The sequence below is a fragment of the Otoolea muris genome (assembly GCF_943193115.1).
In the GTDB taxonomy this organism is placed as follows: domain Bacteria; phylum Bacillota; class Clostridia; order Lachnospirales; family Lachnospiraceae; genus Otoolea; species Otoolea muris.
Window position 1 is genome coordinate 111,049 of the sequence record NZ_CALPCY010000010.1, and the last position, 22,696, is coordinate 133,744.

General features: G+C 51.6%; 17 protein-coding genes and 1 pseudogene. 8 read left to right on the forward strand and 10 right to left on the reverse strand.

The window, feature by feature from the left end; translation table 11 throughout:
* Positions 1-111 precede the first annotated feature (111 nt).
* The 7 genes from NFS31_RS08795 to NFS31_RS08825 are packed head-to-tail and all read left to right on the forward strand — an operon-like array spanning position 112 to position 12,113.
* A complete protein-coding gene (locus NFS31_RS08795) occupies positions 112-1,707 on the forward strand; it encodes a LicD family protein (protein ID WP_251493577.1) in 1,596 nt (531 codons plus the stop codon).
* Positions 1,682-3,259, forward strand: a complete 1,578-nt coding sequence (locus tag NFS31_RS08800; RefSeq protein WP_251493579.1) for a LicD family protein — start codon at positions 1,682-1,684, stop codon at positions 3,257-3,259. The genes NFS31_RS08795 and NFS31_RS08800 overlap by 26 nt, the downstream gene beginning before the upstream one ends.
* Positions 3,223-4,794: a LicD family protein gene (locus NFS31_RS08805; RefSeq protein ID WP_251493582.1), complete on the forward strand. Its 1,572-nt coding sequence runs from the start codon at positions 3,223-3,225 to the stop codon at positions 4,792-4,794. Before NFS31_RS08800 ends, NFS31_RS08805 begins: the two co-directional genes overlap by 37 nt.
* On the forward strand, positions 4,758-6,629 hold the full coding sequence (locus NFS31_RS08810) for a LicD family protein (protein ID WP_251493585.1): 1,872 nt from the start codon (positions 4,758-4,760) through the stop codon (positions 6,627-6,629). The genes NFS31_RS08805 and NFS31_RS08810 overlap by 37 nt, the downstream gene beginning before the upstream one ends.
* Positions 6,593-8,461 (forward strand): LicD family protein, encoded by a 1,869-nt coding sequence (locus NFS31_RS08815; RefSeq protein WP_251493588.1) that lies wholly within the window; start codon positions 6,593-6,595, stop codon positions 8,459-8,461. Before NFS31_RS08810 ends, NFS31_RS08815 begins: the two co-directional genes overlap by 37 nt.
* Complete coding sequence (locus NFS31_RS08820) at positions 8,425-10,296, forward strand: LicD family protein (RefSeq protein ID WP_251493591.1); 1,872 nt, start codon at positions 8,425-8,427, stop codon at positions 10,294-10,296. Before NFS31_RS08815 ends, NFS31_RS08820 begins: the two co-directional genes overlap by 37 nt.
* Complete coding sequence (locus NFS31_RS08825) at positions 10,260-12,113, forward strand: LicD family protein (RefSeq protein ID WP_251493594.1); 1,854 nt, start codon at positions 10,260-10,262, stop codon at positions 12,111-12,113. The genes NFS31_RS08820 and NFS31_RS08825 overlap by 37 nt, the downstream gene beginning before the upstream one ends.
* Here NFS31_RS08825 and NFS31_RS08830 read toward each other — a convergent pair.
* The 5 genes from NFS31_RS08830 to NFS31_RS08850 form a co-directional block, all read right to left on the reverse strand.
* On the reverse strand, positions 12,106-13,449 hold the full coding sequence (locus NFS31_RS08830; RefSeq protein ID WP_251493597.1) for an adenylyltransferase/cytidyltransferase family protein: 1,344 nt from the start codon (positions 13,447-13,449) through the stop codon (positions 12,106-12,108). The two genes, NFS31_RS08825 and NFS31_RS08830, sit on opposite strands and share 8 nt — an antisense overlap.
* 75 nt (positions 13,450-13,524) lie before the next feature.
* Positions 13,525-14,796 (reverse strand): tetratricopeptide repeat-containing glycosyltransferase family 2 protein, encoded by a 1,272-nt coding sequence (locus NFS31_RS08835; protein WP_251493601.1) that lies wholly within the window; start codon positions 14,794-14,796, stop codon positions 13,525-13,527.
* A 135-nt stretch (positions 14,797-14,931) separates the two neighbouring features.
* Positions 14,932-15,741, reverse strand: coding sequence for a flagellin N-terminal helical domain-containing protein (locus NFS31_RS08840; RefSeq protein WP_251493604.1), 810 nt, complete (start codon positions 15,739-15,741; stop codon positions 14,932-14,934).
* 240 nt (positions 15,742-15,981) lie between these two features.
* Positions 15,982-16,839, reverse strand: a complete 858-nt coding sequence (locus tag NFS31_RS08845; protein ID WP_251493607.1) for a flagellin N-terminal helical domain-containing protein — start codon at positions 16,837-16,839, stop codon at positions 15,982-15,984.
* Positions 16,840-16,975: 136 nt separating this feature from the next.
* Entirely contained in the window at positions 16,976-17,977 is a 1,002-nt protein-coding gene (locus tag NFS31_RS08850; RefSeq protein WP_251493610.1) for a glycosyltransferase family 8 protein, read from the reverse strand.
* A gap of 444 nt (positions 17,978-18,421) precedes the next feature.
* On the opposite strand from NFS31_RS08850, the gene NFS31_RS08855 reads away from it, so the two are divergent.
* Complete coding sequence (locus NFS31_RS08855; protein WP_251493613.1) at positions 18,422-18,598, forward strand: hypothetical protein; 177 nt, start codon at positions 18,422-18,424, stop codon at positions 18,596-18,598.
* A gap of 213 nt (positions 18,599-18,811) precedes the next feature.
* Here the strand turns inward: NFS31_RS08855 and NFS31_RS08860 are convergent, their stop codons facing one another.
* The 5 genes and pseudogenes from NFS31_RS08860 to NFS31_RS08880 all read right to left on the reverse strand — a co-directional run.
* Positions 18,812-19,072 (reverse strand): hypothetical protein, encoded by a 261-nt coding sequence (locus NFS31_RS08860; RefSeq protein ID WP_251493616.1) that lies wholly within the window; start codon positions 19,070-19,072, stop codon positions 18,812-18,814.
* 10 nt (positions 19,073-19,082) lie between these two features.
* Complete coding sequence (locus tag NFS31_RS08865; protein WP_251493619.1) at positions 19,083-19,790, reverse strand: hypothetical protein; 708 nt, start codon at positions 19,788-19,790, stop codon at positions 19,083-19,085.
* Between the two features lie 118 nt (positions 19,791-19,908).
* The gene (locus NFS31_RS08870) at positions 19,909-20,817 is read right to left on the reverse strand and encodes a lytic transglycosylase domain-containing protein (protein WP_251493622.1); all 909 of its coding nucleotides are present in this window, start codon (positions 20,815-20,817) and stop codon (positions 19,909-19,911) included.
* A gap of 75 nt (positions 20,818-20,892) precedes the next feature.
* Positions 20,893-22,071: an N-acetylmuramoyl-L-alanine amidase family protein gene (locus NFS31_RS08875; RefSeq protein WP_251493625.1), complete on the reverse strand. Its 1,179-nt coding sequence runs from the start codon at positions 22,069-22,071 to the stop codon at positions 20,893-20,895.
* Positions 22,072-22,180: 109 nt separating this feature from the next.
* Positions 22,181-22,696, reverse strand: a pseudogene (locus NFS31_RS08880) (N-acetylmuramoyl-L-alanine amidase family protein); the annotation flags it as partial.

Here is a 22,696-nt window from a genome sequence, read left to right on the forward strand (position 1 = left end):
ATCAATCGCAAAGCGGTTCTCTGCGGCAAAAATTTTCAGAATGCCGAATGGTTATCTTTCACCCGTTTTTTGACGATATAATATAAATGATACCTGGAGGAGGTAATATACATGCAGTTCCCCGATTCTTTTTTTGAAGATGAGGTAAGAGATGGTTTTTATGTACCCGCAATTATGAAACGTTCCTGGGCCGCCGAGATGGAGGTCTTAAGCGAGGTTGCAAAGGTCTGCGAAAAACATGGTATCCGGTGGTTCGCTGATTTTGGGACGCTGCTTGGGGCGGTCCGACATGGCGGCTTTATCCCGTGGGACGACGATATTGACATATCCATGCTGCGCGAGGATTATAACCGTTTTGTCTCCATTGCGGAAAAAGAATTGCCGGAGGGCTATTATGTCCCGCAAAACTCCCCTGATGAATACCGCTCCCTCACCAGAGTGTGCAACGGGCAAAGCATCAGCGTGGATCCGCGGCGTATGGAAAGATACCACGGCTTCCCTTTTGTGGCTGGCATTGACGTGTTTGCGCTGGATTATGTCGCGCCGGATCCGGAGGATGAGGAATTCCGCAAAAGCCTCTGTCTGATTGTCTATTATGCCGCCCTGACAATCAACGATGAAAACCAGGATACAGAGGAGATGCAGGGGCGGGTTGCAAAGATCGAGGAGCTGCTCTCAGTAAAGCTGGATCGGAGCCGTTCCCTGAAAAATCAGCTCTATGCCCTGCGGGAGGGCCTGTTTTCGATGTATACGGCAAACGAGGCGTCAGAGGTCGCGCGCATGCCCAGTTGGATGTTCAACCGTTCCCGCAAGTACCCTCTGGAGCTGTTTCGCGCTACGGTGATGCTCCCGTTTGAAGGAATACAAATCCCGGCGCCCGCTGAATATGACCGCGCCCTGCAGATCAAATATGGCGAATACATGAAATTCAGCCAGTACGGCGGCGATCACAGTTATCCCGGTTACCGCGCGCAGGAAGAGCAGCTTCTGGCAGCGCTTGAAGGGAGCGGGCCGGTTCCGTTCCAGTACAGCCTTTTAGCGGATGATATCGGTAAAACGAGCCTTGCGCATGCGAAAAACACTCCTCCCACAGAAGGCGGACGGCAAAGCCAGCAGGATCCGAAAGACAGGAAGAAGGAAATTGTATTCCTTCCCTTTAAGGCATCCGCCTGGAAGCTTTTGGAACCCTGGTGGAGACAGGCGGCGTCCCTTGCGGACTGCAAGTGCATAGTCATCCCGATCCCCTATTATTACCGGAATTTCGACGGAAGCTTACGCGATATGGTTTATGAAGGCGGGCAATTTCCGGAGCATGTGCCAGTGACGGATTATAACAGCTATGACTTTGCCAAACGCCGCCCGGATATGATTGTTATCCAGAATCCATACGACGAATACAACCTCACAACCAGTGTCCATCCGTTTTTTTATGCGCGAAACCTGAGGCAGTACACGGATCGCCTGGTCTATATCCCCTGGTTTATGCTGGATAAGGCGGCGTCGGGCAGCGCTCAGGCATTGCAGAACATGAAATATTATGCGGCCATGCCGGGCGTTGCCCTTGCCGACAGGGTTTATGTCCAGCCAGGGAAGACACGGCATGTTTATATTGACTTTCTGACGCAGTTCACCGAAACCGCGCGGGGGGTATGGGAGGACAAGATACAGGAGGGGAACAGCCATGCAATTTCCGGCTTCGTGGTTTGAGGATGAGGTAAGGGACGGCTTCTATGTGCCGGCGATAATGAAACGGGCCTGGGCCGCAGAGCTCGAGGTATTGTCCGACGTGGCCAGTGTCTGTAAAAAATACCACATCCGGTGGTTTATGGATTCCGGTTCCCTGATTGGAGCCGTACGCCACCACGGTTTTATTCCATGGGATGATGATTTGGATATCTGCATGTTCCGCGAGGATTACGCCCTGTTTAATTCGGTTATGGAAAGGGAACTGCCCGGATACCATATCTACATCCAGAATACGGACAGCCGGCGCTGTGTGTACACCTGCCTGGCTAACTCAGACAGTATCCGCTGGGATCCGCAGCACATGGAAAAATATCACGGTTTTCCCTATATTGCGGGCATTGATATCTTCCCTCTTGATTATATAGCCCCTGATCCTGAGGATGAAGAGCTGCGCGAAAACCTGATCCTGATTGTGCGCAGCGCGGCTGAATCGATCAATGATGAAAATCAGGCCACAGAGGAAATGGAAGCCCGGATCGCGCATATTGAAGAACTGCTGTCCGTTCGCCTCGACCGGGAAAAGCCCCTGAAGGAACAGTTATTTTTATTGCTTGAGGCGCTTTTTTCCATGTACACGGCAGATGAGGCGTCAGAGGCGGCGGTCCTCCATTACTGGATGCGTTCCAAAACATCCCGCTACCCTCTCCGCTGCTTTAAGGAACTCCTTACGTTTCCCTTTGAAATAACGGAGGTTTCTGTACCCGCAGGCTATGACGAGGTGCTCCGGAGCTATTACGGCGATTATATGAAATTCTGCCGCAGCGGCGGAGAACATGATTACCCGTATTTCCAGGATATGGAGCGCAGGCTGATGGGTATGGCCGGGGAAAACCATCCTTTTTGCCGTCTTTTTTTCTCCCCAAAAGATCTGCGCCCGGAGCTGGTAACCCGGGGCAGAAACGGAAATTCACATGCAGAAAAGCCCGGGAAAACCCTGCGTGTCGTCTTCTTTCCATTCAGGGCTTCCGCCTGGGGCGTCATGGAGCCATACTGGAGACAGGCGCTGGCTGATCCGGGCTGCGAGGTTTCTGTAATCCCCGTCCCATACTATTACAAAGGGCCGGACGGGGCTCCGGGAGAGATGTATTATGAGAAGGATCTGTTCCCGAAGGAGGTTCCTGTCTCGGATTACAGGACATATGATATGGATAAAAACAGGCCTGACGTCGCTTTTATCCACAATCCATATGATGAGTATAATTTGACAGCCAGTGTACATCCGTCTTTTTACGCGCGAAATTTAAAACAATATACAGAGCTGCTGATATATATCCCCTGGTTTAATCCGATCCTGGAGGAATTCGATCCGGAGGATCAAAAAGCGTTATACAATATGCCTTACTACGCGGCCATGCCCGGGCCGGCCTATGCGGACCGGACAATTGTCCGATCCGAGCGGATGCGGCAGGCCTATATTGACTGCCTGACCCGCTTTGCGGGAGGGGCGACCCAAATGATATGGGAGGAAAAAATCACATGCAATTCCCGGATTCCTTTTTTGAAGATGAGATAAGAGACGGCTTTTATGTACCTGCCATCATGAAACAGGCATGGGCGGCGGAGCTTGAGGTCCTGGCGGATGTGGCGAAGGTCTGCGAAAAGCACCATATCCGCTGGTTCGCGGAGTGGGGCACCCTCCTGGGGGCGGTACGCCACGGCGGCTTTATCCCATGGGACGACGATTTGGATATCTGCATGCTGCGGGATGATTATATTCGTTTTAACCAGATCGCGCAGCAGGAACTGCCGCCGGGGTATTATATCCCCCGGGATTTACCGGATAATTACCATCTGCATACGATGGTATGGAATACGGATCATATACGCATGGATGAAGGGCACTTAGAGAAATTCCATGGCTTTCCTTTTATAGCGGGGCTTGATATTTATGCGAGGGACTATATAGCACCGGATCCCGGGGACGAGGAGTTCCGTAAGCAACTGGCTTTGATCGTTTATACCGCCGCTGTCATGTCTGCGGACGCTTCCGCCCCGGCTGAGGAGATGGAACGCCTGGCCGGGCAGATCGAAGAATTGCTCCAGGTACAGCTTGACAAAACAAAACCGCTAAAACGCCAGCTCTTTTCTCTGGCCGAACAGCTTTTTTCACTATATACGCCGGAAGCGGAGGCAGGGACCGCAACGGAAGTCGCCCTCATGCACCGCTGGATTTTAAACCAGCCCTATAAGCATCCTCTCGCATATTTTCAAAAACCTGTTTATCTCCCCTTTGAAGGCATGGAAATCCCTGTTCCGTCCGGGTATGATGAAATCCTTAAAGTCGAATATGGTAATTATATGGAATACTGTAGGTCCGGCGACGCCCATTCCTACCCTTTCTTTGGCCCCATGCTCAAAAAACTGGCCGCCATAGCGGGCGAAGAAGGGCTCCCCTTTGAGTACCGATTTTCCGCGGATGACTTAAAAAGGGCTGGCAGGAAAGCCGCGCCTTCCATGACGTCCAGGGCAGGGCGCAGGGAGGTGGTTTTCCTTCCCTGGAAGGCTTCTTTGTGGCCCGGCCTTGAACCTTACTGGAGACAGGCACAGGCTGATCCGGATTGTGACGCCTATGTGATTCCTGTCCCTTATTATTACAGAAAGCCAAATGGTGAACCAGGAACAATGCATTATGAAGGGGATCTCTTTCCAGAGGAAGTTCCGGTTACGGATTATAACAGCTATGATTTCCAAAAACGCCATCCTGACGTCATATTCATCCACAATCCGTACGACGAGTATAACCCCGCGTCCACCCTGCACCCGTTCTTCTATGCCAGGAACTTAAAACCGTATACGGACCGGCTGGTATATACACCCTTTTTTGTCACGGATGAAATCACGCCGGAGGATCGGAAATCCTATTACAATATGCGCTATTATGCGTCCATGCCCGGCGTGATCCTTGCGGATACGGTCATCGTTTTATCCGAGCAGACGCGCCTTTCTTATATCCGTTTCCTGTCAGAGACATACGGGGAGGATACACAGACTATATGGGAGGAAAAAATTACATGCAATTCCCGGATTCCTTTTTTGAAGACGAGGTAAGGGACGGTTTTTATGTGCCGGCCCTGATGAAGCGCTCATGGGCGGCGCAGATGGAGGTCTTAAGCGATATAGCAAAGGTCTGCGAAAAACACCATATCCTCTGGTTTGCAGACTTCGGGACGCTTCTGGGCGCTGTGCGGCACGGCGGCTTTATCCCCTGGGACGATGATCTCGATATCTGCATGCTCCGGGACGGCTGGCTCCGTTTCAGGGAGATCGCGGGGCGGGAGCTGCCAGAGGGATACTATATCCCGCAGGAACTGCACGAGGACTACCGCCTGCAGCTCCCGGTACAGAACAGCCGCAGTATCTCCTGGGAGAAGGCGCGCCTGGAGAAATTCCACGGCTTTCCCTTTAAAACGGGCGTCGATATCTTTGCCCTGGATTATGTCGCCCCGGATCCGGAGGATGAGGATCTCCGCCGGGATCTTACGCGCATCGTCAATTTCGCCGCCGCGCGCATTGACAGCGGGAACCAGGACACGGAGGAGGTGCAGGCTGTCATCTCGCAGATCGAGGATATGCTTGCCGTAGACATCGACCGCGGCAAGCCTGTCAGGCCGCAGCTTTTAGATCTGCGCGACAGCCTCTTTGCGCTCTATACAGGAGCAAAGGGATGTACGCAGGTGGCTTCCATGCATCACTGGGCGAACGGCGAACCATGGATTTATCCCCTTGAGGCTTTCCAAAATCCTGTTAAGCTTCCTTTTGAGACTATAGAGGTATACGCCCCCTCATGCTATGATACGGTCCTTAAGGCCCAATTTGGGGATTACATGAAATTCTGCCGCACAGGCAGCGCGCACAATTATCCGATTTATGAATCCCAGAAAAAGAAGGTGATCCGGCTGCTCGGCGAAGGATCCCTGCCATACATCTTCCGTTTCTCCATGGATGACCTGAAAAAAAGGCGGGTAAAAAGAGCAGGCCGGATATGGAAACCGATCGAAGACTTTGTGCAGGCGGCCAAGAAGGCGCACTATGTTCTTCCTGGTTTAATTCAGACAAATGACACGGATACTGCCAGACGCCTTTTAGAGAGCTGCCAGCAGAGCGCTGTCCTTGTCGGAACCGCCCTGGAGGAAACCGGCTGGAATGTGTCCGCCACCGTAGGGCTTCTGGAGGAATACTGCGCCGCTGTGGGAATCATTTATGAAACGCTCCCGGCACCCGGCGCCAAAACGGATATAGACTGCAAATGCCTGGACGGGCTGCTTACCTGCATCGGTGAAAGCTCCGAACATGATGTGCAGCATCGCAAAGAAGTTGTGTTCCTTGTCTGGAAGACCTCGCTCTGGCCTGGCTTTGAACCCTGTTGGAAACAGGCGGAAAGCGATCCGGACTGTGACGTCTATGTGATACCTGTCCCCTGTTTTTACAGGAACCGCGAAACGGATGGCGTAAGCTCTGCGTACTGTGAAAGCCAGCCTCTTCCGGATTATGTGGCAGTTACGGATTACCGCTCCTATGACCCGGCGATCCGCCAGCCGGACGTTATTTTTATCCAGAATCCTTACGATGAGTATAACATGACGCTTACAACACACCCATCCTTTTACTCCAGGGTTTTGACGCAGTATACGGATCAGCTTGTCTATATACCGCCCTTTGCTCTGGATGAAGAATATATGGATGATCCGAAGACGGCGGCGCATATGAAATATTATGCGGCCATGCCAGGCGTAATACATGCAGATACCGTGATCGTCCCATCAGAGACGGTCAGGCTGGCGTATATCCATTTTCTGACAGAAACGGCCGGAGAAATCCCGGCGCATATATGGGAGGAGAAAATTACATGCAATTTCCGGATTCCTTTTTTGAAGATGAAGTAAGGGACGGCTTCTATGTGCCGGCCATCATCAAACGATGCTGGGCGGCGCAGATGGAACTTCTTGGGGAGATCGCGGCCATCTGTAAAAGACATCACATCCGCTGGTTTGTTATGTGGGGAACACTGCTTGGGGCGGTGCGGCATGGCGGCTTTATTCCATGGGATGACGATCTGGATATCGCTATGCTGCGCGATGATTACAACCGTTTTATGTCTGTTGCAAGACAGGAACTGCCGGAAGGATATCGCATCCCCGAGCATGGAAATAAAGGCACTGCGAATATGGTGACGGCAATCTGGAATGGAACGAAATTTCCGTTTAAAGGAGCTTTTCTCGACAAATTCCATGGCTGTTTCTTTCCGCAGGGCGTTGATATATTTCCCTTTGATTATGCAGCTCCTGATCCGGAAGATGAAAAGCTGCAAAAGGAGCTGCTGTCTGTTGTTTTTGATTTTGCAGCGTCCATAGACAGAAAGGATGAGGATGCAGATAAAATAAAAGCTGTAATCACAAGCCTGGAAGAAGCGCTGCATATTACTATTGATAAAAGTACATCTCTAAAGGATCAGCTTTATCTGGTCATGGAACACCTGTTCTCAATGTACACTGCTGAGGAGGCGACAGAAGCCATGTATGCGCCCGACTGGTTTTCCGGCAAACCCTTTAAATGGCCCGTCAGGTATTTCAGGGAGCTCCTTACGCTTTCTTTTGAAGGAATGGAAGTCCCTGCGCCCTCCGGATACGACGACATTCTGAGGGTACGGTATGGAAACTATATGAAGCGCTGTTATACAGGGGCGTGCCACGATTACCCGTGTTACCGCCAGATGGAAAGTGAGCTGGATAAGGCAGCAGCCGACCGCCTGCTGCTCAGATACCATATTTCCAGGCCGGATATAAAAAGACAGGCCAATCCGGTTCCGTCTGTTCCGGAAAAGCTGGCGGGAAGTTTCCTGCATCTGACAGAGCGTCTCCACAGGCAGATTGATACGGCCATTTCTTCTAAAGACACGGAAAGGGCAAAGACGCTTCTGGAGCTCTGCCAGGAAAGCGCCATCCATGTTGGGACTCTCCTGGAAAAAAAATGGGACGCGGAGCATGGCTTACGCACGGTCGGTCTGCTGGAAAAATATTGCGAACTGGCATATCAGATTTATGAGTCTCTGGCACAGGAGGAACCCGTTGCCGGATATTCAGATGCGCTTGGCACGGTGCAGGATGAGATTCGTTCCTGCGCCAAAGAGGAGCTGGGCCGGAAAAAGGAAGTCCTGTTCCTCCCCTGGAAAGCATCCGGGTGGACGATTCTTGAGCCTGTATGGAAAGCTGCGCATGATGACCCGGACTGCACAGTCTATGTAATCCCTGTCCCGTACTGCTACAGGAACCCGGATGGCAGCATGAAAAACATACAGTATGAAGGGGATCTCCTTCCGGATCATGTAGCCATAACCGACTACAGAAGCTATGATTTTCAAAACAGCCGGCCGGATGTCGTGTTTATCCAGAACCCTTATGACGAATACAACCTCACAACCAGCGTCCATCCATTCTTTTACGCTGCAAACTTAAAGCAGCACACGGACAGGCTGGTCTACGTCCCGTACTTTACACTGGACGAAATCGGCCCCGGGAATAAAAAAGCATCCATCAACATGGAGCATTATGTATCCATGCCCGGCGTGACGCATGCGGATACGGTGATTGTCCAGTCTGAACAAATGAGACAATCCTATATTGACTTTCTCACAAAAGCGGCTGGAGAGGATACAAAACAGATATGGGAGGAAAAAATCACATGCAATTCCCGGATTCCTTTTTTGAAGACGAGGTAAGGGACGGCTTCTATGTGCCGGCCCTGATAAAGCGTTCATGGGCGGCGCAGTTGGAGCTCCTTGGGGAAATCGCGGCCGTCTGCAGGCGGCATCACATCCGCTGGTTCGCCATGTGGGGAACCCTGCTGGGCGCGGTGCGGCACGGCGGCTTTATCCCCTGGGACGATGATCTCGATATCGGTATGCTGCGCGACGACTATAACCGCTTTATGTCTGTAGCGAAACAGGAGCTGCCGGAAGGATACTACCTCCCCCCGCGGGGAGATATCGGCGCTGCGAACCTGGCGTGCGCCCTCTGGAATACGCGGGAGCTCCCGGTTAAAGGCGCTCTCCTTGAAAAATTCCACGGTTGTTTTTTCCCTCAGGGCATTGATATATTCCCCTTTGATTACGCCGCCCCTGATCCGGAGAGCGAAGAAGTGCAGAAGGGGCTTGCGGCCGACGCTTTTAGTATTATACTGTCTATCGGGAGAGGTGAGGAGACGGGACAGATTCAGGCTGCCATCGCCAGCCTGGAAGAAACGCTGCATATTTCCCTTGATAAACGTGAGCCGTTAAGGGAGCAGGCCTGCCTGCTGATCGAACATGTCTTCTCACTGCATACCGCAGAGGAAGCGGCGGAAATCATGTATGCGCCGGACTGGTTTTTCGGCAAACCCTTTAAATGGCCGGCCCGTTATTTCCGCTGTCTCCTCACGCTCCCGTTCGAGGGATTGGAAATCCCGGTTCCTTCCGGATATGAAGATATCCTCCGGATACGGTACGGGAACTATATGGAGCGCTGCTATACCGGGGAGTGCCATGGCTATCCGTTTTACCGGAATTTTGAAAAAAAGCTGGATCCGGACACCGCAGACAGGCTGTCGCGCGCTTACCATATTTCCGCCGGGGATATCAAAAGGCGGAACGGCCGAGACGCTGCCGCCCCGGAGACGCTGATAGAATCATTCCTTAAGCTGACAGAGAAGCTCCATAAACAGATCGCCGAGGCCGTCTCTTCCAAAAACACGGAGCGGGCGAAGGCGCTTCTGGAGCTCTGCCAGGAAAGCGCCGTCCGGTCCGGGACTGTCCTGGAGACGAAATGGGGTGTGCGCTATGCGCGTACCGTCGCCCTTCTGGAACAATACTGCGAGCTGGCATGGCAGGTTTATGAGCCCCTGGCCCAGGGAGGCGCGGCGCCGGATGCGCCGGAGCTTCCGGCCAGGCTCGGATCGCTGCACGGGCGGATCCGGGCCTGCGCCGGAGAGAAAACCGGCCGGAAAAAGGAGGCCGTGTTCCTTCCCTGGAAGGCCTGCGGGTGGGCTGTCCTTGAGCCTCTGTGGAGAGCCGCGCAGGATGACCCGGACTGCGCAGCGTATGTCATCCCTGTTCCATACTGCTACAGGAACCTGGACGGCAGCATGAAACGCATACTATATGAAGGGGATCTCCTTCCGGGGTCTCTTTCCATAACCGACTACAGGAGCTATGATTTCCAGGCCCGGCGGCCGGATGCCATATTTATCCAGAACCCCTATGACGAATATAATCTCACGACCAGCGTCCATCCGTTCTTTTACGCCGCGAACTTAAAGCAGTACACGGATAAGCTGGTTTACGTCCCGTACTTTACACTGGACGAGATCGAACCTGAGAACAAAAAAGCGTTCATAAACATGCCGCATTACGTGTCCATGCCCGGCGTGGCGCATGCGGACACGGTGATTGTCCAGTCTGAACGGATGAGGCAGGCCTATATCGGCTTTCTCACAGAAGCGGCCGGAGAGGACACAAAACAAATATGGGAGGAAAAAATCACATGCAATTCCCGGATTCCTTTTTTGAAGACGAAGTAAGGGACGGCTTTTATGTGCCGTCCATGATGAAGCGGGCCTGGGCCGCATCGCTTGAAGTGTTGGATCATGTGGCAAAGATTTGTGAAAAACACAATATCCGCTGGTATATCTATTTCGGAACCCTGCTCGGGGCAGTGAGGCACGGCGGGTTTATCCCGTGGGATGATGATCTGGATATCTGTATGATGCGGGACGACTACATACGCTTTAACGAGGCGGCGCCAAAAGAACTGCCAAAAGAATATCTGATTAAAAACCAGCCCAGTGAATACCGCATGCACACAACCATATGGAATTCAGACTGTGCTTCCCTTGAAGAAAACCGCCTGAAAAAAAGCCATGGCTTCCCATTTATGGGTGGCATTGATATCTTCCCGTTCGATTACCTGGCGTATGACAGGGAGGATGAGGAGGTGCGCAGGAGCCTTGCAGCCCTCGTCTACCACACGGCTATGCATACCGGCGAGGACGGCCGCTGTTCACCTGAAATAAAGGAGCAGCTTTCCGAAATTAAAAGCTATCTCCATATGACCTTTGACAAGCGCCGCCCCATAAGGAAGCAGTTATTTTCCCTGGCGGTTGATCTGTTTTCGATGTATACGGACAAAAAACACCGAAATGAGGTCGTGCGCATGCACCGCTGGATCTCCGACGGGCCCAGGCCGAAAACCTATCCTCTTGAATTCTTCGGAGAGCCCGTCATGCTCCGTTTTGAAGGGACAGACCTTCCGGCGCCTTCCGCCTGGAAGACGATCCTGGAGGTCGAATACGGCGATTACATGAAGCCGTCCCGCAGCGGCAGCGGCCATGGCTATCCCTTCTACCGCGGCCAGGAGGAAGATATGATTGCGCAGCTTAAAGGAGGACGGATACCCTATAAATACTATTTCGACGCCAGTGAACTTAAGGAAAAGCGGGTCAGCCCGGATCTCTTTGTGAAAAGCTTTACGGCCATGGCGACAAAAGCCCATCTGGAAATCGTGAAAAGCCTGGCGGCGTCTTCCTCCGATACGGCAAAAGGCCTCCTGGAGGTCTGCCAGACCAGTGCAATTCAGACCGGAACAGCCCTGGAACAGCTCGGCGAAGACAGCCTTGTCCGGATCCTTGAAGAATACTGTGAGACAGCCTGGCAGATCTATGAAACGCTTGGCACAGCGCAGCCTGCCCGTCCCAGGGACGTCCAGAGCCGCCTGGACTGCCTGTTGAAGCGGCTTGCACAGCGTACGGAGGGGCCGGCAGGACAGCGCAGGGAGGTTGTATTTCTCCCGTTTAAAGCCGTCGGCTGGGAGCGGATCGAGCCTTTGTGGAAAGAGGCCATGGAGGATAAGGGATGCGATGTATATGTCATCCCCATCCCGTATTACTATAAAAACCTGGATGGAACCCTGCGGGATATGCAGTATGAAGCGGGGCAGCTCCCGGGCTATGTCCCCGTTACGGACTACCGGCAGTATGATTTCAAAAAGCGCCGCCCGGATACGGTGTTTATCCAGAACCCGTATGACGAATACAACCTCGCAACCAGCGTGCCGCCTTCCTTTTTTTCCCGGAGCTTAAAGCCGTTTACAAAGAAGCTCGTCTATGTCCCTTATTTTGTCCTGGATGAAGCCGAGATGGCGGATCCGAAGGTTTCTGAAAATATGGAGTATTACGTCTCCACCCCCGGCGTCGTGCTTGCGGACACTACGATTGTGCAGTCCGCCGGAGTGCGCCAGGCTTATATTGATTATCTGGCCAAATTCGCGGGAGAATCAACCAGGGACGTGTGGGAAAAGAAAATCCAATACAGCGGGCAAAGAGCATCCGATATCAGATGATATCCATATCGACCCGTTTTTCAAAATCGTATATGACCCCGGATATGGCTTTTGTGATGTCCGGGTCAATATACGACATGCTTTTTTTGGTCTCAATTGATTTGACGAACGACACCATCTCATACCGGATCCCCTCTCCGTCCAACTGATAAAAGTAGCGCCGGTTGTCTGCGGGATTTTCATAACGGATCTCAAAATAATCGGTCTTCCACCACGGCGCCGGGACATAGATATATCCCTTTGTGCCGGAGATGATCATCTCCCCCTCTGATTTGATTCCCTTTCCGACCTTTACCGACGCAACCGCGTCCGGATAGAGAAAATCGATCTTTGTAAAGGAATCAAAGCCGCGCTCTTTATCTGCAAAGCTTGATATGATACGCTTTCTCGAATACCGCGTCCCCAAAAGCTGGAACACAGGCAACAACGCCGCAGGGCCCCATGCGCAGATGCTGTTCCATATCAGCTTTCTTTTCTCATCCGGTATATGATAGATATCGCTCAGGCTTGTACATGTCGTGTCCACAGAAACCACCTTTCCGATCCGCCCGCTTTTCACCAGAAGAAGCAGCCTCGAATAGGCCGTTGAATAAGCGGTCTTGATTCCGTCCCCCAAGATACAGCCTTTTTCCCGGGCCAGCTCTGAAAGTTCGTCAAACTGAACCGGATCCAGTACGACCGGCGACTCGCAGATCACATGCTTTCCCTTTTCAAGAGCCATCTTAATGTCCCTGTAATGTCTTGTGGGATGCGATGCGATATAGACCGCCTCCACACCGTCTAAGAATTCCGGGTAGCTCTGCTCCCATCTGCAAAGCTTCTGAAGCGCCTGCGGCAGGAAATAATAGTGTTCCGCATATACGGCCGTTACAGACAGGCCGTTTACGAATCTGCACTCCTTGTCTATCTTGCTCAAAACACCTGATTCCCCAACCAGCCCCAGCCTGATCTCATGCCTCTGCGCCCGGATATCCGAGCTGGATATCCCCTGCGTCCTCTCCAGGTAGATCACCTTGCAGTATTCATTTAAATAGTCAAACTTCCCCACCCAGTCAGATCCAACGGTAAAGATATCGATCCCGTACCGTTTTATGTCGTCGATCTTCTGCCCTTCATACTCCTCAATAATGATCTCATCCGCGATTCCCGTGGCTCTCACAGCCTCAAGGCGCTCCATCAATGACTGCTGCACATTGATTTTCCCCCGCTGCTTGTCAAAATCGTCAGCCGTCACTCCGACGATCAGATAATCGCCCAATACCTTCGCCCGTTCCAGCAGGCGGATATGACCATAGTGGAGCAGGTCAAATGTGCCATAGGTTATCACCTTTGTCATACACGCCGTTCTCCTTTCCGGATATTTTGATGAGCGCCCGAAACGTCCTGGGCGGCCGTTCAGCAACCTGAACTATTACAATAAAGCCTCCAAAGCCTTCTCCAGGCCAGGCCAACCAAGCTCTTTTGCCGCTGTCAGAAGTATCTGCCTGTCCGCAGGGGCTTTCATATCGTACAGCTTACTTAGGAATGCCGCCGCCTGATCCGCAGGCGCCGGGGGATCTGCCCCATCCCCTTTCAGGCATCTCAGCAATACGATCAGAGACGTTATGGAATGGGGCGCGTATTTCAGCACAGAGATACTGCAGCTAACCGCCTTTTGAAGCTCTCCCTGGTTCAGATAACAGAGCGCCAGCACCTCGTAAGCATCCTGGATACCAGCCTGAAGGCTCGTAGAGCGGTTGTTTGTCCCAAAACGCTCCAGTTTGGCAAAAGCCAGCTCCAGATACGAAGCCCCTTTTGCATACTCGCCCTGTGAGGCAAAATAGCGGCCGACGATATAATCAAAATCCGCCTCTCCGGGAAGCAGCTCCGCTCCCTTCCTGTAAACCCGGCCAATCTCCTCATTCGGCGCATGCCTGTCCCCCAGGATCTGCAATAAATGCGCAAAGGTGGCGGCGCTCCTGGCATCCAGCTCATCCAGCACAGGCGGCATCGCCTCAATGGCCTGCCGGTAATACCACGCCGCCCTCTCACTCTGCCCGGCTGAGTGATACTCATCTCCCAGATATCCCAATATCTCGCTGTCTCCCGGGCGCTCCTTCAGCTCCTTTTGCAGAAGGGCCAGATTCCGTTTGCTGATATTCTTCTTTTGATACGCTTCCCCGCAATACCCGGTATGGAACATGGACAGCTCCTTTGTGGCATCCAGCACGCGTATAGGCCGCCTCCCCTCCTCCGCGAGGAGCTGCTCATGGATACGCCTCCTGTAACGCAGTTCCGGTTTATTCCTGAATACCCGTATCTGTGTCGCGATACCTCCGGGCGTTCCCTTCTCATTCAGATTGACGCATGCGGCTGCGATCGCTTCGGTTCCGGTTCCATGGATCTGAGACAAAAGAGACTCCAGTGTCTTCACATCCTGCGGGGCAAAATATTCATCCGCGTCCAAAAGGGCGATCCAGTCCCCTTTCGCAAGGCTTATGGCAAAATTCCTCGCGGCCGCAAAATCGTCGGCCCATTCCATCTCATACACGGAAGCGCCCATGGATCTTGCGATCTCCGCCGTCCGATCCGTACTCCCCGTATCCACCACAATCTGTTCCCAGACAAAGCCTTTTCCCCAGCTTAAGGCCCTCTCTATATTCGCTTCCTCATTCTTTACGATCATGCATTGTGAAACCCGCATGTTCCACCTCCTGTCAGGAGAGGGCGGCGCTTCCGGACAAAAAGAAAGCCATTTCGCAGGCTTTCCGCTTTTGAAATGGCTTTCTTATATGTCTGATGCTTAGCTCTCAAGACGCTTTCACACTTGACTGATTTGTTACTGTAACATACTCAGAACGCCCTGCGGTGCGGCATTAGCCTGAGTCAGCATGGACTGAGCTGCCTGCAGAAGAATATTATTCTTCGTGAAAGCAGTAATCTCATTCGCCATATCAGTATCACGGATACGGCTCTCGGCAGCGCTGATATTCTCAGACGTTACCTTCAGGTTATTGTAGGTGTGCTCCAGACGGTTCTGGGCGGCACCGAGTTTAGCACGATGGGTAGCAACCTTATTGATAGCAGCTTCAATCTTGCTGAGCGCTGCATTACCGCCACTTACACTCGTGTATTTCAGGGTGGTGATACTAAGAGCAGTTGCCGTCATCGTTGCTTTTGAAACCGTCAATGTCTCAGCCTTGCTCGGCCCAATCTGGAAGGTCATCTTAGCATCCGTTTTAAGCGGCTTAATACCGTTGAAATCACAGTTATTAGCGATACGGCTAATCTCTGCATTAAGCTGGTCTACCTCAGCCTTGATATTCGAGTATGCTGTGGTATTATAGATACCGTTCGCAGCCTGGGTTGCCAGAACATTCAGACGCTGTAACATGGAGTGGGTCTCTGTCAGGGCACCCTCAGCGGTCTGGATAAGGCCGATAGCGTCCTTTGCATTCGTAGCAGCCTGATCCAAGCCGCCGATCTGACGCCTCATGTTCTCAGAAATAGCAAGGCCGGCAGCGTCATCGCCCGCGCGGTTGATTCTGTAACCGGAAGACAGCTTCTCTAAGTTCTTGCTCAGTCCGTCCTGGTTGATGCCTAAGTTTCTGTAAGAGTTAATGGCTGATATGTTGTGCTGTATAATCATATATTTTGCCTCCTGTTTTAATTCTTTTCCGGCAGGCACATCCTTGTTCCTGCCGTTTTCTCCTATACGGGCCCTGTATCAGGAGAAAAGCTTGAAAACAAGTATATTTGTTTTACTTACATTTTATTTATCGTCGGGTTTTGATTATTCTTAAGGGTTTTCTGGCACTTTTTTCATGATTCTTTTGCCTGTGCTGCTCCCTGCCGGAAGGCGGCGCGTTACCGCCTCAGCGCCCCAAAATTACCGCAGCATGTTCAGGACGCCCTGCGGGATCGCGTTGGCCTGGGTCATAATCGACTGGGCGGCCTGGAGCATGATATTATTTTTCGTATAGGTTGTATATTCCTCCGCCACATCGGTGTCCCTTATATAGCTCTCCGAAGCCTGGAGATTCTCCTTGTTGACCGACAGATTCCTGTGCGTGTGCTCAAGATGGGTGTAAATGGAACCGTATTCGTTCCGTATCAGCGATACGGCCTGGATTGCATCTTCGATCTTCGGCATCGCCGCATTCGCGTTTCCAACGCTGTCAACCTTAATATCGGAAATAGCCAGGCCATCCTGGCCTAACCGGAACCTCTTGGCCGCCAGAGTCTCCTCTTCCGAACACCCGATCTGAAGCTGGATCTCTGCGCCCGGTACCGTTCCCTGCACCGGTGGTTTCCCGGTAATAGCGCCTTTGGAAGAATCAAATAACGGTATCCCGTTAAAATCCGTGCTTGCCCCAATCCGGTCTATCTCGCTGAGAAGCTGGCTGATCTCTTCCGTGATCGATTCTCGCGCCGTGTCATTGTAGGTTCCGTTCGCAGACTCCGTAGCTAATGTATTCATACGCTGGAGCATGGAATGTACCTCTGTCAGAGCTCCTTCTCCTGTATTCACCAGGCCGATGCCGTCGTTGGTATTGCGCATCGCCTGATCAAGGCCATATATCTGACGCCGCATCCCCTCTGAAAGAGCAAGGCCCGCGGCATTATCCCCGGCGCGGACAATCTTGTAGCCGGACGACAGCTTTTCGAGCGACTTATTCATCCCCATCTGGTTGATGCCCTGGTTCCGGGCTGAGTTGATCCCTGCCACATTTGTCTTTATCCGCATCTGTCTTCACCTCAATTCTTTCTTATATATAGATTTATCGGCGGATTTGCCAAAAGCATAAGAAACTGTCCGGAAATAACTTGTGAACAACACGCCTGATTTCGGACTGACATTGCTAAAGTATATGGCAAAGCCTTTAAATACCCAATATGTTTAAAGCCTTATCCGTGAGAAAAAGATATTCAAGCCACAGGAAATAGTATTCGATCTGCCCTGGCTTCAGTTCGCTTAACTTTCTCAACCCCCCTGTTGTCTTAAAACGCTCCGGAAAAATCGGATATTCTGCTTTCCATGGTTTAAACGGGACGCCGGCAAAATGAAGAACCGCCGGCTGGTAGTCCGGTTTCCTGACATTGTAGTCATAATATCCAATACAGAAATTATACGGGCAGTACCACAGATCCTTTATCTCAGGATAACCGTAATATTTAAGCGATCCGATAAACGCTGCCGAAAGAAGTCCCTGATCCCCAAAATAGACTGTTTCTTCCGCTTCGCAATCTGGGCAGAGGCTGCTCTTTAGATTGCGAAGATACTCTGTAAAGGAACAATACCAAGACAGATCGACGCCTGCTTCGCGCATCTTTTTGAGATTTAATATATAAGACCCCGAATTAAACAATCCCTTCAAAATACCGGGTAAAAATGCAGGATTGGCTATATCTTCTGCAGAAATCGGGGCTGCCAGGCCATTCTCATTCTTATATCTCTGTACTGTCACAATAAGAAAATTGTCATCAAAATCGCAAGCATAATACGGCGCGATATCACCCACTACAAGCGTATCACCCGCATCCAGATACATCGCTCGTTCCATCGTCTCCGGCAACAAACGATGAGCGCAGAGAGCATAGTATGTTTCACGCTGCCATCCCCCTGCCTGCACAAACGGATCATAGTCTTCAGGGTTTTCCACCCGAATTTCGTGAAACACGATATTCCCATAGCCGTTACATAGTTTGGAAAGCATCTGTATATTTTCAGGGCTTATCCGGCTGTAGAGTAGGTAGAAATCAATAGACGCATGACTTAAATTCCTTGCTATAGCAGTAAGCGAAATCGCTATTTGAGGGATTAAGACATCGTCAGAGGAGGTCAAAATGTTGTATTGGTTTTGTGCGATCTGTTCAGGATTCATTCTCATACCCTCCATGTTCCTGTATGCATTTTTTGTTCATAATTTAAACAATACCCTGCAACATATTGTGCTTTTATTTTTTGTCAGCCTGTTCGATTCCATCGTCTTTCATAGCTTCAATGAATGTCAGAAATTAGGAACTGTTAAGAAATAACTTTTCAATAGTGCGCAGGATTTTTCTTCGGGAGCGCCACTCAAAAATCAGGCGCATAGTGGGCTATGTAACTGATTTTTGAGTGGTACTATCGGAGAAAAAAACAAGCAATATGAAAAGTTATTTTTTGACAGTTCCTTACTAAAAATCCGGCCTCCGCTTGGATTAATAATAACACGTAAAACAGGGGAATGCAAGAAATCACTTTTATCATAGAAGATCATCATGAATCATGCTATAATATGAGTATACAAGCAATTTGTCAGAAAGCGAAAAGGAGTTGAGACAGTATGCCCACAAACGAAAAGGAACTCAATTGTTATCTTTTTGATCAACTGTCTTTGATTGAAGAGATCACCGAAGTGGCAACGGAAGAAAAGGCGGAAAGGACGCTTCAAATTCTCGCTAAAAAGAAAAAACAGATAGAACGCAAGCTGTACCAGCAGCCACCGCTTAAAAACGAGTAGCTTCTTTACCGGGGGCTTGTCAAATGACAGGCCCCTTAATATTTCTGTATGCTTAACCGTTTAAGTCAACATCCTCGCTGCATGGCAGTCGCCAAATATGCATGCAAGCATGCCCTCTTGATTCGTTGCCCGCGGGACTCAAGAATATCTCTCATCCTATACCCGAATGTGTGACCTGCATAAAATAATCCGGAAGCTCAGTCTGGAAATTACTCACAATGATTCATATAAATTCGCACATGGATACCGGGTCTGTATCACAAACTGCTTATCCAGCCTGAAGATCCCGCTCTCAATAACGGAAAAATGGCATCTCGGATTTGTATAGAGGATGCGTATTTTTCTTGGTTTTCTCACATAAGAGCGCTCTATCTGTCCGATCGTCTGCTTAAATGTCTTTCCCGCAAACGGGCTGTAGAAGTAAAAGATATCGTATTCGTCAATCTCCTCAAGCAGCGCTGCGTTCCCGCGCATTATGTTGGTATTATACCCACCCCCCAATGAAATTTTCTGTTTTCGCAATATTATCGCACGCAATATGATATAAGTTCCGGTTCATCTCGATCCCGCCGGCCCATTTTACGCCTGCAAACAGGGCTGCCATGACAGCCGCCCCCTTTCCGCAGCCATAATCAAAAAACGCCGAATCACCATCCAGATTCATATCTGAAAGAATAGAAAGCAGATCAATCATATCAATGGAAGTAAATCCGTGCGCATCCTGATTACACGTGGACTTAGACAGCGGATTGCTGATGCCGTCCACGAGATCAAACCCCTTCTGGTACTGCAAAAACGACTCATAGCAGAGACCCTTTTTATTGTAGGAGCCCAGCTCGTAACGCCTGACGCTGAACACGTTCATCTCCTCCCTGTAGCCGCGCCGCACAAGCTCTGCGTTCACGTCCGACAATCCTGCGTCCATGCCCAGCATACACAGATATATAACCGTATCACTCGGATCATAGTAGTCCAGAACATCCCTGCAGTAGATTGGGTGCTCCGGTAGCTGCACATATGTGTGGCACAATGCGTCGTCTATGATACAGTCCGGCCGACGGTGGTATCTCTGCATCAGTATCTTTTCAAAAAATATGCCGCTTCTCCCATATCCCCACAGAACCAGCTTCTTATTCTCTGAATAGCCGACCAGCCAGTCAAGATGCTCAAAAAACTCCTTAAACACTTCCATTTCGTCTTTCTCCTCTTGCATATATTATAAAACGCGGCGGTTCAAACCAGCCAGTCGCCGGAAACCGCCGCAGGACAATATACATCTGTTTCTTCCATAAAATAACATAACTGCCGCGCTATAAGGTCAGCGCCCCCACATCCCTGCCTGCATTCATCATAGACTGAATCCGCAGCATCTGAATCAGGCTGGCGTACGTCTCCTTATCCAATGTCACCGTATTCTCATCCTCGCTTATCACCAACCCGCTGTACAGAGAAGAGGACAGGCCCCCGCCGTACAGGCCGCTGAGCCCATACCCGGATGTCCCGCCAAGGCCGCTCAGCCCATACATACTCCCCGATCCAAGCCCGTACATTCCCGACATACCTCCAAGCCCGAAGGAGGACGAGTTTCCCGAACTGCTCCCGCTTCCCAGGCCGCCAATCCGGGACGCGCCGCTCATACTGCTCATCGCATAGATCTGCGCGGCTGAAGACAGGCTGCTGCTTTTGCCCCCTGTGGTAACGCTCCGGTTCGCGTACAGCGTATCGCCGCCCAGATAACCCATAATCTTCTTTACATAGTTCTGCGTCTCGCTGTAGGGCGGAACCCCGCCGTATTTCTTTACACTGTTCGGTCCCGCATTGTAGGCGGCAAGCGCGAGGCGCACGTCGCCGAAGCGGTCCAGATTTTCTTTCAGATATTTCGCGCCGCCCATGATATTCTGCCGCGCGTCATACGGATCCGAAACTCCCAGGCTTCTGGCCGTGGCCGGCATAAGCTGCATCACCCCCATGGCGCCCGCTTTGGAGAGCGCTTTGGGGTTAAAGTTCGACTCTGCCTTGGCCACTGCCTTCAAAAGCCTGGAGGAGAGGCCAAAGCAGCTTGCCGCATCCTCGAAGATGGCGTCCATATCCTCCGAAACCCCGGAGATCTTGCCGCCCAGCACGCTCTTAAAGCTTTCGGCAGAGCCTGTCTTCTTTTTCGAGTCCTCTGTCCTTCCGAGCAGGGCGTTCGCCTCTGATACTGATGTTATCAAACCCATTTTTTATAAAACTCCTTTCCGATGCCGCCGCATATGCGCACAGCCAGCGCGGATATATTCCGGATGCCCCTGCGTTTACTGTAAGGCCGCCCCGTCCGGCCCCAGCGGCCGGCCGTCTACGGTTGTGTTAAAGGCCATGGTTCCGTCGCCGTTTAAGTAGTAGCTTTTCCCGTCCACCTGAATCCAGCCGATCTGCATGTAGCCGTCCTGATTCATGTAGTACCATGTGCCGGGCGCAGGCTGGATCCACCCGGTCAGCATCGCGCCGTCTGAATTCAAAAAGAATTTCGCGCCGTTTCCCAGGTCAAGCCAGCCGGTCTGCATGGCGCCGTTCTGATCCATATAGTACCAGGTCGGGCCGTCGAGAACCCAGCCTTTGGCTTTATTGCCGGCTCCGTCAAAGTAATACCATGTCTCGCCGATCTTTTTCCAGGAATTCACGGCCCTGCTGCCGTCCGGCAGCACGTAGCTGTCGCCCTTCACCGCTCCGCCGTCGCCCGGAGTCTGAGTGCGCGCCTCCTCCCTCTGGTAATCGTCCCAGTCAAATTCCTGATCCGTGGAAGTGACATACGCCCCCTCTTTTAAGTATTTCTTCTGCTCCGATGTGATGGGAACCGCTTTTACTTCATAATAATAAGTCTTATCCAGATCCGTCATATATTCGGACAGATCCGCGCTGTTCGTCTCGACGTTTAAGCGCTTTACTACCTTGTCGTCCCCGTAAAGCGTCAGGGTATAGCCCGGCGCGTCGCTTACAGACTTCCACGATGCCTTTTTCTTGCTCCGGCTGCTCCAGCCCGCTTTTTCCGTCGTTCCCAGCACGGTGACCGGCTTATAATCCACCTTTACCTGGAGGCTCGAATCGTCCAGCGCCTTGGCGGACACGTACTCCGCTCCGCTCACCTTGCATTTGGAGCGGTTTAAGGATACCGGAAAATACTTCCCGTCCTCCGCTACCAGCGTAATCTCTACCCGGACCTTTTTTCCGGGCTTCCACTTCTCATATTCGGTGCGGTACTGGATATCCCCGATGGAATAACTGCCCCCGCCTGCCGTGATCTCGGGATCAATGATCTCCTCCGGCTCCCCGTACGTACTTTTAAATGTAATGCTCACGCTTTCTATCACACTGGACTCCGCGGCATATGTATCTATATGCGTCCCTGTCCCGCCCGATGCCAGAAAACACGCCGCCAGCGCAAGGCTTACGCAAATGCGCCGGGAAAACGCTGCCACATTTCCTCTTTTCTTCAACTTTCCCATCCTTTCCTGCCCAACAACTATCACGTTATATTTGGCAACCGTCCAGCCGCGGTATTTACCCGCCCGTCTGCATCGCACGGGAAGATACCGCGGCCGCTCTTTATCTCATCACTCCATATTCATCCACATAGAAGCCGTCAATATTCGTGCTCACCGCCATCACTCCTGTGCCGGGGTAGAAATAGTACCAGCTCCCGTCTATCTCGTACCAGCCCTCCAGGCGTTCCCCGTTGGAATCCATGTAATAAGTCGCGTTATCCCGCTTCATCCAGCCCGTGAACATCGCGCCCTGCATGCTGTTGTCCAGCTCGTTTAAATAATACCACTTCCCGTTCTGTTCCAGCCATCCTGTATACATGGAGCCGTCCGCATTGATATAGTAATGCCATGAGCCGACGACCTGCCAGCCCGGGCCCATCATCGTCCCTTCCGTGTGGCCCTGATCCGCCGCCGTATAGAAATAATACCATTTATTATCGATTCTTGTCCATCCCACGGCCATCGCGCCCTCCCCGTGGAGGAAATATCGCTGATCCCCGATCTGCTGCCAGCCTGTGAGCATCACGCCGTCCAGGTTGAAATAATACCAGTAGCCGTTGATATACTCCCATCCGCC